Origin of the sequence: Citrobacter sp. MGH106 (genome assembly GCF_001037495.1) — a bacterium.
Taxonomy (GTDB): domain Bacteria; phylum Pseudomonadota; class Gammaproteobacteria; order Enterobacterales; family Enterobacteriaceae; genus Citrobacter; species Citrobacter murliniae.
The window spans coordinates 2,075,689-2,087,255 of sequence record NZ_KQ089822.1; the positions used below are offsets into that span (position 1 = coordinate 2,075,689).

The following is an 11,567-nucleotide window of genomic DNA, read 5'->3' on the forward strand; positions in this document are numbered from 1 at the left end:
TTTACGGTGTGACAATATTGAACCAGAATTCGAATTTATCCATATAGCCAAGCATAGCCTCGAGTTTGGCACTGTCGCCGGTTATCTTCACATCACCGCTTTCTTCAGCCTGCTTCAGGGTTATGTCCTTGAGGATGATTTTGTTCAACGTATCGCGGCTAAGAGTGATAGTCGTGTCAGCCTCTTTCGCTTCAGCATTGGCGGTATGATTCAGAACGCCATTTTCCAGCTCCAGCTTGTATTTTCCTCCGTCGTTACCGAGATCTATGTTGAATACGGATTTCGCATCACCAGCTTTCTGTCCATTAATATGTACCGCCAGGTAGTCGAAAAACATTTCTGGCGTCATCGCCCGTACGGTATCCGGGCTGGCGGTATTTGGGGTTGGTCCTTTAACCACGCCGTTACGTAACTCTTGCGCACCGGTGAGATAGAAGTTACGCCACGGGCCGGACTCTGCCTGATATCCTAATTGTTCCAGCGCGTCAGCTTCCAGATTGCGGGCCGCCTGATTGTTCGGATCGGCAAACACCACTTTGCTCACGACCTGTGCCACCCAACGATAGTTACCCTGGTCATAGTCGGTTTTTGCTTTCTGCAGTATGGCATCCGCACCGCCCATATAATCGACGTACTTTTTAGCGGCGTCTTCCGGCGGCAGTTCATCCAGCGTCGCCGGGTTACCGTCAAACCAGCCGAGATAAAGCACATAGGTAGCTTTCACATCATGGCTGACAGAACCGTAGTAACCGCGGTTAGCCCATGTATGCGCCAGTGAATCAGGCAGCTTGAAGTTAGCGGCTATTTCGTCGCGGGTCAGGCCTTCGTTCGCCATACGTAGCGTCTGGTCATTGATGTATCGATACAGATCACGCTGGCTCTTGAGCAGCTTCACCACGTTGTCATTACCCCAGGTTGGCCAGTGGTGTTGGGCCATCAGGATTTCCGCTTTGTCTCCCCAGCGAACGATGGCTTCATTGATGTATTTAGACCAGGGCAGTGGTTCACGTATTTTTGCGCCACGCAAAGAGTAGGTATTGTGCAGGGTATGCGTGACATCCTCGGCCGATTCAATAAGTTTTTTCTCTTCGATAAACCATAACATTTCTGATGGAGCTTCTGAGCCTGGCGCCAGCATAAAGTCATAGGTTAAACCGTCTATAACCTCTTTTTGCCCGTCTTTCTCAATGATATTGGTTGGTGCAATCAGGGTGACTGTACCCGCAGATGTTGTGGTACCCAGCCCGGCACCAACCTGGCCTTTGGTATCAGGTTTCAACAGGTTGCCATACATATAGCTGGCTCGACGGCTCATTACGTTCCCGGCCATTATATTTTCGGCAACTGCGGCTTCCATAAAGCCCGAAGGCGCATAGATCTTCACTTTTCCTGATTTTACATCCGCTTCGTCGACCACACCGCGTACGCCACCGTAGTGATCTACATGACTGTGAGTATAAATGACGGCGACGACGGGCTTATTACCGCGATTTTTAAAATAAAGATCCATACCGACTTTAGCTGTTTCAGCTGAGACCAGTGGATCGACAACGGTTATGCCTTCTTTACCTTCGATAATCGTCATGTTTGAAAGATCGAGGTTACGGATCTGATACACACCCTCGGTTACTTCAAACAAGCCACTGATGTTGATTAACTGAGCCTGCCGCCACAGGCTGGGATTCACTGAGTCCGGGGCTTTGTCACCTTCTTTAATAAACGTGTACTGCTGCGGATCCCAGATCACGTTGCCTTGTTCGCCTTTAATCGTTTCCTGGGGGATAGGGGCGATAAAGCCTTTATGGGCATCGGTAAAGTCAGTGTTATCGTCAAAAGGAAGTTGGTTGTAGAGCGCATTGTTAGCTTGTTGCGTGGATGCAGTAGCGTCTTTTGGTGCTTCTGCGGCCATAAGAGGAACAGAGAAAGATGTTAATAACCCAGCAAGAATAAAACATTTCGCGATTCTATTAAGTTGCATCGTAAAACCTCTCTGATACTTCACGAAGTACAGTGTTAAGGGGGATGCTGCTTTTACGGATAGTGTTTTGAATAGATATTTGGGTTAGTGCAAGATTAACTATAACTGGCGTTAATGAATCGGCAAGGAAGGGGGGGATTATTAGGCTTTAGATTAAATAAGGCCAGGATGGCAGTCGTTTACTGCCATCGGTAAATGCACTATTACTCGCCTGCAGTGATACGTTTCCCACTAATAATAAACGTGCCTGCACCCAGATGATGCAGGGTATTGAGTTTGTCATCATCAAACTGCCAGCGACCGTCGATGAATACGCGCTCGTCCGCTGCGGCTGAAACCACTTCGCCAAACAAGGTGTCGTATTTCTCCTGTGCAGATGTCGCTGGCAGCAGGCGACACTCCATCCAGGCCAGACATTTTGTCTCTATCACCGGTAAGCCAAGCACTGGACCATTTATCACTGGGATACCGTAGCAGTTGAATTTATCTTCCTCACGACCGGACACGCTTCCCACGGCGTAGGTCCAGTTGGTTGCCGCAACGCCCGGGATAACAATGCCAAACATGCCGCTGCGTTCAATGAGTTCGCGCGACCAGGCAGTCTTATCCACCACAATGGCTATGCGTGGTGGCTCAAACTCAACGGGCATTGACCATGCTGCTGCCATCACATTACGGCGTTCTGTCGTCGAGTCCCGACTGGTAATCAAAATGGTTGGGCCGTGATTCAACAGCCGACTGGCATGATGCAATTCAACTGGACGAAAATGACTCATGGCGACTCCTCTGAAAGATAAAAACAGCGTCACAATTAACGGTATTAGCGATTTTGTCATCCCACAACAAGACCCAGCGCACAAAATCGCCGGCGTAAAATTAAAAATGCGTTATAAGTACAACATTGAACAAACAGGAACGCTATATGACGCCTTTTTTAAAAGCCTATTTTTCCCGTATTGGCTGGTCAGGTACGCCAGCAGTCGACATTAACACTTTGAAGAGACTGCATTTACTGCACAACGCCGCTATTCCGTTTGAAAATCTGGATGTGTTGCTACCGCGAGAGATACAGCTCGACGATCTGGCTCTGGAAGAGAAGCTGGTGAACGCTCGTCGTGGCGGGTATTGCTTTGAACAAAACGGAGTACTTGAGCGAGCACTGCGGGAGACAGGTTTTACGGTGCGCAGTTTACTCGGACGTGTGGTGCTGGCGAATCCATCAACCCTGCCGCCACGTACTCATCGCCTGCTACTGGTTGAGTTGCAGGGAGAGCAGTGGATTGCCGACGTAGGATTTGGCGGACAAACGCTGACGGCGCCTATTCGGTTGCAGGCTAACCTTGAACAGCAGACACCGCACGGTGAGTATCGCCTGATTCAGGAGGGGGAGGACTGGATCCTGCAGTTCCGACACCATGAACACTGGCAATCAATGTACCACTTTGATCTCGTCATGCAGCACCAGAGCGATTATGTGATGGGCAATTTTTGGTCAGCACACTGGCCACAATCGCATTTTCGTCATCATCTGCTGATGTGCCGCCATCTGCCGGACGGGGGTAAGCTGACGTTAACCAATTTTCACTTTACCCATTACCAGGACGGTCATGCGGTCGAGCAGATGAATGTACCCGATGTCGCCAGCCTGTATATGCTATTGCAGGAACGCTTTGATCTGGGTGTTGACGATGCAAAACACGGATTTACTGAGGCAGAACTGGCCACGGTGATGGCTGCGTTTGATACCCATCCGGAGGCAGGAAAATAGCGCGAAGCGGAATATAGCCGGATGACAGGGTAACACCTTATCCGGCTTATCTGTTTCGTCAGAGATTAATCGCCCATTCGGCATGAAACAGGATCACCGCAGCACCAGAGATAGTCACTTTTTCTGGTTGGTTATCGCGGATGGTCACCGCAATATCGACGATGCCGTCGCGTCCCAGCGCGCGACCCTGATGCCCCTGGACGCGCAATAATTTTCCGTCATGCACCATCAGATTATGATGCACCAGCCATGCTCCCATCGGACCGTTGGCATTGCCCGTCACTGGATCTTCCACAATACCGATCGCGGGTGAAAACATGCGACCATCAGTTTCGTATTTCCCAGGGCGGATCTGGAACGGGAAGAAACCGTTGCAGCCAATTTGCTGGCTGAGTGCTGTTAATGCCGACAGGTTCGGGGACAAGGCATCGATATCGACCTCTGGCTTCAGTGCGATCATTACTTTTGAATGACCAGTGGAGGCCACCTGAACAGGTACCCCTGGCAGCATATCGCTTTCAGTCAGGTGCAGGGCGCTGATGATTGCCGCACGCGTTTCGCCTTCCAGCGGGGGCTCAAAAACCGGCGCACCCTGTTCCAGAGTGATACGGTGATCGCCGCCTTCAGCGTGAATTTCAACCCGATGACGACCGGCCAGAGAAGTCTGCCAGACGGTGGTATTTCCCAGACCGAGCACTTTCGCCCGCACATAGTGAGCCGCGACGGTGGCGTGTCCGCAGATGGGTACTTCGATCGTGGGGGTAAAGTAGCGAATCCGGACATCACTGTCATCGCTGGAGAGCATGAATGCCGTTTCTGAATGGCGCAACTCCCGCGCGATCAGCTGCATCTGCGTATCGCTCAGGCCATCAGCATGCAATACAACCCCCGCCGAATTGCCGCGAAAAGGTTCAGAGGTAAAGGCATCGACGTGATAAATCTGTGGTTTCATTGATGTTCTCCCTGGGATGGAGAAGCATCATAGCGTGCAAAAATTCGTATGGCTAACGTATGCCCGGTTAGTGCAAGCACCACCGGGCATCGCAGAGCATTAGCGGCGAGAACGAACGATCTGATAGCGACGGGTAAAATATTCAACCGGCGCGCTCCACACATGGACCAGACGGGTGAACGGGAACAGCAGGAAGATGGTCATGCCTAATACCAGATGTACACGGAAGATCAATGCGACACCATCCAGATGCGCAGACGCGCCCCCCTGGAAGGTCACCACTGACTGTGCCCAGCCTACCAGTTTCAGCATTTCACTGCCGTCAGGATGTTGAGCGGAGAACGGTATAGTGGTCAGGCCGAGAATACACTGAATCAGCAATACGCACAGGATCAGAATATCGGCTGTGGATGAGGTGGCGCGAATTCGCGAGTTTGTCAGACGACGAACCAGCAAACCAGCTCCACCAACCAGCGTCAGCACACCACAGAGGCCCCCTGCAATCATTGCCATTTGCTGTTTGACTGCAACAGGCAGGAACCAGGCGTACATCCAGTGCGGGGTTAGCATGCCGAACAGATGACCGAAGAAGATCCCCAGAATGCCGATATGGAACAGGTTCGACCAAAGCACCATGCCGCGCTTATCGAGCATCTGGCTGGAGGAGGCGCGCCATGTATATTGCCCGTAGTCGTAGCGTAGCCAACTGCCAAGGATAAACACCGTGCCGCACAGATACGGGTAGATGTCGTAAAAAAAGACGTTCAGATACTGTATCATTTCGGGCCTCCTGCACTGACGTCGACATACTGGGGGGCGACGTGCTGGCTAAAGCGTCGTTGATAGTTTTGTAACGGTGAACTGTCACAGGCAGTGGCGTTATCCTCAATGAACTTCACCTGTTCTTCTTCCCAGACCGCATCCAGCGCCTGACGGGTATCATCCCGGGATTCCGCACCCACCTGCTTGGTGACACTGTCACTTGAAAGCGGACTTCCTGCTAAAGTCAGCAGGGCGTCAAACAGCTGATACCATGGTGCCTCTCGCTGCTTCAGGCGACCGCCAAGCAACGCCAGGATTGGCGCCACATTCTGTAATCCCTCTCTGGCTTCGGCTTCAGGCAAAACGCTTAAATACTCCAGATACAATGGCAGGTGATCCGGCAGTTCCCGACAGTCGAGTTGTAGCCCCACCTTTTCGTACTGAGCCAGCAGGTCAACCATCGCCTGGCCGCGATCGCGAGATTCAGCATGCACATGTTCAAACAGCAAAAGCGAGGTGGCGCGGCCCCGGTCAAACACCTCGCACCATTCAGCTTGTTTATCGAGTAACGGAGCGTTTAGCAGTTTCGTTGTAAACCTGGTAAGCACTGGCGCATCGCTGGCGATCAGTTGTAGAGCATCGTCTTTGCATTCCCATAGCAATTCGTCCGGATACTCCATCAGCAGTCCGATAATCTTAAGGATTTGCATTATTCACCCTCCGCTTTATCGCGCACTTCGGTGATATCGATAGCATCAATGCGGCTGCTGTTGAACAGGTTGAATTTGGTGTCGGAACCGTGACAGCCGTCGCCAAAGGTAAAGCCGCAGCCGTTTTTCTCCGGGAAGGCATCGCGAGCCATTTCACGGTGGCTGGTTGGGATCACGAAGCGGTCTTCATAGTTAGCAATAGCCAGATAGCGATACATCTCTTCGACCTGCTCAACGCTTAAACCCACTTCTTCAATAGCGCGGGTATCCGTTACGCCTTCTACTGTTTGCGAACGCATATAGTGACGCATTGCCATCATACGTTTCAGCGCGCGCAGTACCGGGCCGGTATCTCCGGCGCTGAGCATATTGGCAAGGTACTGCACCGGAATACGCAGCGACTCGACGGCCGGCAGAATATTGCCATTGTGCGGCAGGCCACCGGCGTCTGCGACTGACTGAATCGGTGACAACGGCGGCACATACCAGACCATCGGCAGGGTGCGGTATTCAGGGTGCAGCGGCAGTGCCAGCTTCCAGTCCATCGCCATTTTGTAGACCGGTGACCGCTGGGCCGCCTCGATGACGTTGTGTGGGATCCCCTGTTTCAGTGCTTCCTCAATTACCGCCGGATCGTTAGGGTTGAGGAACACATCGCACTGGCGTTCATAGAGATCGGTCTCATGTTCAGTGCTAGCCGCCTCTTCAATACGGTCTGCGTCGTACAGCAGTACGCCGAGATAGCGAATACGTCCGACGCAGGTTTCCGAACATACCGTTGGCTGACCGGATTCAATACGTGGGTAGCAGAAAATGCATTTTTCTGACTTGCCACTCTTCCAGTTAAAGTAGATTTTTTTGTATGGGCAGCCGCTGATACACAAGCGCCAGCCGCGACATTTATCCTGGTCGATCAGCACAATGCCATCTTCTTCACGCTTGTAAATCGCGCCGCTCGGGCAGGTTGCCACGCAACTGGGGTTCAGACAGTGTTCGCACAGGCGCGGCAGATACATCATGAAGGTGTTTTCAAACTGACCGTACATTTCTTTTTGTATCGCCTTGAAGTTACGGTCACGGGCGCGTTTTTCAAATTCCCCGCCAAGCAGTTCTTCCCAGTTTGGCCCCCAGATAATTTTGTCCATTCGTTTGCCATCAATTAGCGAACGCGGGCGGGCGGTGGGCTGATTTTTGCTCTCTGGCGCGCTATGCAAATGCTGATAGTCGTAGGTGAACGGTTCGTAGTAATCATCGATTTGCGGAATGACAGGGTTGGCGAAGATTTTAGTGATGACGCCCATCTTACCGCCCAGACGCGGTCTTATCTTACCGTTAACGTCGCGAACCCAGCCGCCTTGCCACTCGTCCTGGTCTTCCCAGTTTTTCGGATAACCAATACCCGGTTTGGTTTCGACGTTGTTGAACCACGCATATTCCATACCTTCACGTCCGGTCCAGACGTTTTTACAGGTGACGGAGCAGGTGTGGCAGCCAATGCATTTATCCAGATTAAGAACCATGCCTACCTGTGAGCGTATTTTCATTTTTTCGCCTCCTGTACCTGATCGCGACCTTCATCATCCAGCCAGTTAATATTTTTCATTTTTCGAATCATGATGAACTCATCGCGGTTAGAGCCGACCGTGCCGTAATAGTTGAAGCCGTAAGCCAGTTGCGCATAGCCGCCGATCATGTGCGTGGGTTTCGGGCACACGCGGGTCACGGAGTTATGAATGCCGCCGCGCATTCCGGTAACTTCAGAGCCAGGAATATTCATGATCCGCTCCTGAGCGTGGTACATCATCGTCATCCCGGGCGGCACGCGCTGGCTAACCACCGCGCGGGCAGTCAGTGCACCGTTGGCGTTAAAGGCTTCAATCCAGTCGTTATCCTCAATACCCAGCTCTTTAGCATCGGTTTCACTGATCCAGACAATCGGACCACCGCGCGACAGCGTAAGCATCAACAGGTTTTCACTGTAGGTGGAGTGGATACCCCATTTCTGGTGTGGCGTCAGGAAGTTCAGCGCTTTTTCCGGGAAACCGTTTGGTGGAATTTCGCGCATTTCACTCACGCTGCGGGTGTCGATTGGCGGACGGTAGGCCACCAGACTCTCGCCGAAGGCGCGCATCCACGCATGGTCCTGATACAACTGCTGGCGGCCAGACAGCGTGCGCCACGGGATCAGCTCATGAACGTTGGTATAGCCGGCGTTATAAGAGACATGCTCGCTTTCAAGACCTGACCAGGTCGGGCTGGAGATAATTTTGCGCGGTTGCGCCTGAATGTCGCGAAAACGGATCTTTTCGTCTTCTTTGTTTAGCGCCAGATGCGTATGGTCACGCCCGGTCATTGCGCCCAGCGCTTGCCAGGCTTTCACCGCCACCTGACCATTCGTTTCCGGCGCAAGCGCCAGGATCACTTCGGAAGCATCCAGCGCGGTGTCAATCAGCGGGCGACCTTTTGCCGCGCCTTCACGCTTGGTGTAGTTGAGCTTGCCGAGGAAATCGACTTCCGTCTGGGTGTTCCAGGAGATACCTTTTCCGCCGTTACCCAGCTTGTCCATCAATGGCCCAAGCGATGTGAAGCGTTCGTAAGTGGCGGGGTAGTCCCGTTCCACGACGGCAATATTGGGTGCCGTTTTACCCGGAATAAGTTCGCATTCGCCTTTGCGCCAGTCCTGAATATCAAACGGTTGCGACAGTTCTGCCGGGGAGTCATGCAGCAGCGGTTGCAACACCACGTCGGTTTCTTGTCCCAGATGTCCAACACACACCTCTGAGAACACTTTGGCGATGTCCTTATAAATCTCCCAGTCGCTTTTTGATTCCCAGGCGGGATCAACCGCCGCCGACAGCGGGTGAATAAACGGATGCATATCCGAGGTGTTCATATCGTCTTTTTCATACCAGGTGGCGGTAGGCAACACGATGTCTGAAAACAGGCAGGTGCTCGACATCCGGAAATCCAGCGTCACCAACAGATCGAGCTTGCCTTCGATAGCCGCCGATTGCCACTCCACCTCTTCAGGTTTAATACCCTCGCTTGAGCCAAGCGCTTCACCCTGAATACCGCTTTCCGTACCAAGCAGATATTTGAGCATGTATTCATGCCCTTTACCTGAGGAGCCGAGCAGGTTTGAACGCCAGACGAAGAGGTTACGAGGATGGTTTTTACCGCTGTCTGGTTGCTCGCAGGCCATGCGGATATCCCCCGACTTCAGTGCCTGTGCGGTGTAATCCGCAGGTGACAAGCCTGCCTGTTCTGCCTTCGCTTTTACGGTTAACGGATTTAGGTTGAGCTGAGGCGCGGAGGGCAACCAGCCCATGCGCTCGGCGCGTACGTTGAAGTCAATCAGATGTCCGGTAAACTTCGACGCATCAGCCAGCGGGGAGAGCAGTTCCTGAGCAGTGACTTTTTCATAACGCCACTGGCTGGAGTGATTGTAGAAAAACGAGGTGCTGTTCATCTGACGCGGTGGACGGTTCCAGTCCAGTGCAAAAGCCAGGGGGAGCCAACCGGTTTGCGGACGTAGCTTTTCCTGACCAACGTAGTGCGCCCAGCCACCGCCACTTTGACCGACACAGCCACAAAACACCAGAATGTTAATCATCCCACGGTAGTTCATGTCCATGTGATACCAGTGGTTGACGCCGGCACCGAGGATAATCATCGATCGACCGTGGGTTTTGTGTGCGGTATCCGCAAACTCCCGGGCGATTTGTTCGATATGGCGGGCTGGCACACCGGTAATTTGTTCGCCCCAGGCCGGGGTATAGGCTTTGATTTCGGTGTAATCATGAGCACTGTGAGCGTCATCCAGACCGCGATCGAGGCCGTAATTTGCCAGCACCAAATCGTAAACGCTGACTACCGGACAAAGTGTGCCATCGGCAAGCGTAAGGTGTTTTACCGGCAGCTTACGCACCAGTATCGGCTCCTGCTTGACGCTACGAAAGTGTGGGTTTTCATTACCGCCAAAATAGGGGAAGGCCACCCCGGCAACTTCGTCGTGCTGACCGAGCAACGACAAGGACAGTTCGGTTTCCGTGCCTGCAGCCAGCGCCTCGAGGTTCCACTTACCTTTTTCTCCCCAGCGAAAACCGATCGAACCGTTTGGCACCACCAGTTCACCGGCGCTGTTAAAGGCAACCGTTTTCCATTCCGGGTTATTGCTTTCACCCAGTCCATCGACGAGATCGGAGGCACGCATCATCCGGCCCGGGACATAGCTACCGTCTTCACGGGCATTCAACAGTACCAGCATCGGCATATCGGTATAACGACGGCAGTAATTCAGGAAATAGTCGCTGGGTTTGTCGAGGTGGAATTCTTTCAGGATCACGTGGCCCATCGCCATCGCCAGCGCGCTGTCGGTACCTTGCTTCGGAGCCAGCCACTGGTCGCACAGCTTGGCAACTTCCGAGTAGTCCGGCGTAATAGCAATTGTCTTGGTGCCTTTGTAGCGCACTTCCGTGAAGAAGTGTGCATCTGGCGTACGGGTCTGCGGGACGTTGGAACCCCAGGCGATAATGTAGCTGGAGTTATACCAGTCGGCGGATTCCGGTACATCGGTCTGCTCTCCCCAGGTCATCGGCGATGCGGGAGGCAAATCGCAATACCAGTCGTAGAAGCTCAGACAGGTCCCGCCGATAAGCGAGAGATAGCGCGTTCCGGCTGCGTAAGAAACCATCGACATAGCCGGAATTGGCGAAAACCCAACGACCCGATCCGGGCCGTAAGTTTTCACTGTCCAGACGTTGGCGGCAGCAATAAGCTGATTTAGCTCTTTCCAGTTTGACCGGATAAACCCACCGCGTCCACGTACCTGTTTGTAGCTCTGGCACTTTTGCGGGTCGTTCATAATGGATTCCCAGGCCAGCACTGGATCCGGCTGGCGGGAGAGGGCATCGCGCCACAGTTCAATCAGGCGTTTACGCACCAGTGGGTATTTCAGACGGTTAGCGCTATAGAGATACCAGGAATAACTTGCCCCGCGCGGGCAGCCTCGTGGCTCATGGTTGGGCAGATCAGGACGGGTGCGCGGATAGTCGGTCTGCTGTGTTTCCCAGGTGACCAGTCCGTTTTTTACGTAGATTTTCCAGCTGCATGAGCCGGTGCAGTTGACGCCGTGGGTTGAGCGTACGATTTTATCGAACTGCCAGCGCTGGCGATAGCTGTCTTCCCAGTCCCGGTTGCTGTGCATCACTTGTCCGTGACCATCGGCAAACGTATCGCCCTTTTGTTTAAAGTAGCGAAAGCGATCCAACAGTTTACTCATGACATTTCTCCTGCTCCGATAATTTTGCCGACAGTGAACCGAACTGCTGGCCTGATGAGTCGCGAGAGCGTTGCTATCAGGAAATTGTGGGCGGCTAAGGTCTTATCCGGCCGACA

General features: G+C 52.9%; 8 protein-coding genes. 1 reads left to right on the forward strand and 7 read right to left on the reverse strand.

Features of this window, described 5'->3' with window-relative positions; genetic code table 11:
• Position 1: 1 nt before the first annotated feature.
• Positions 2 to 1,978: an alkyl/aryl-sulfatase gene (locus SK36_RS09890; protein WP_048221429.1), complete on the reverse strand. Its 1,977-nt coding sequence runs from the start codon at positions 1,976 to 1,978 to the stop codon at positions 2 to 4.
• A gap of 203 nt (positions 1,979 to 2,181) precedes the next feature.
• The gene (locus SK36_RS09895; protein ID WP_045443018.1) at positions 2,182 to 2,754 is read right to left on the reverse strand and encodes a flavin reductase family protein; all 573 of its coding nucleotides are present in this window, start codon (positions 2,752 to 2,754) and stop codon (positions 2,182 to 2,184) included.
• 146 nt (positions 2,755 to 2,900) lie between these two features.
• On the opposite strand from SK36_RS09895, the gene nhoA reads away from it, so the two are divergent.
• Positions 2,901 to 3,746, forward strand: a complete 846-nt coding sequence (gene nhoA, locus SK36_RS09900; RefSeq protein ID WP_045443015.1) for an N-hydroxyarylamine O-acetyltransferase — start codon at positions 2,901 to 2,903, stop codon at positions 3,744 to 3,746.
• A gap of 58 nt (positions 3,747 to 3,804) precedes the next feature.
• On the opposite strand, the gene SK36_RS09905 is transcribed toward nhoA, so the two are convergent.
• From SK36_RS09905 to SK36_RS09925, 5 genes are all read right to left on the reverse strand, one after another.
• A complete protein-coding gene (locus SK36_RS09905; protein WP_048221430.1) occupies positions 3,805 to 4,698 on the reverse strand; it encodes a PhzF family isomerase in 894 nt (297 codons plus the stop codon).
• Positions 4,699 to 4,797: 99 nt separating this feature from the next.
• Positions 4,798 to 5,478 carry a respiratory nitrate reductase subunit gamma gene (narI, locus tag SK36_RS09910; protein WP_045443008.1) on the reverse strand — a complete coding sequence of 227 codons (681 nt, stop codon included), beginning with the start codon at positions 5,476 to 5,478 and terminating at the stop codon, positions 4,798 to 4,800.
• The gene (gene narW, locus SK36_RS09915; RefSeq protein ID WP_048221431.1) at positions 5,475 to 6,170 is read right to left on the reverse strand and encodes a nitrate reductase molybdenum cofactor assembly chaperone; all 696 of its coding nucleotides are present in this window, start codon (positions 6,168 to 6,170) and stop codon (positions 5,475 to 5,477) included. Before narW ends, narI begins: the two co-directional genes overlap by 4 nt.
• Positions 6,170 to 7,714 (reverse strand): nitrate reductase subunit beta, encoded by a 1,545-nt coding sequence (gene narH, locus SK36_RS09920; RefSeq protein ID WP_045443002.1) that lies wholly within the window; start codon positions 7,712 to 7,714, stop codon positions 6,170 to 6,172. Before narH ends, narW begins: the two co-directional genes overlap by 1 nt.
• The gene (locus SK36_RS09925) at positions 7,711 to 11,451 is read right to left on the reverse strand and encodes a nitrate reductase subunit alpha (RefSeq protein ID WP_048221432.1); all 3,741 of its coding nucleotides are present in this window, start codon (positions 11,449 to 11,451) and stop codon (positions 7,711 to 7,713) included. Before SK36_RS09925 ends, narH begins: the two co-directional genes overlap by 4 nt.
• Positions 11,452 to 11,567 lie beyond the last annotated feature (116 nt).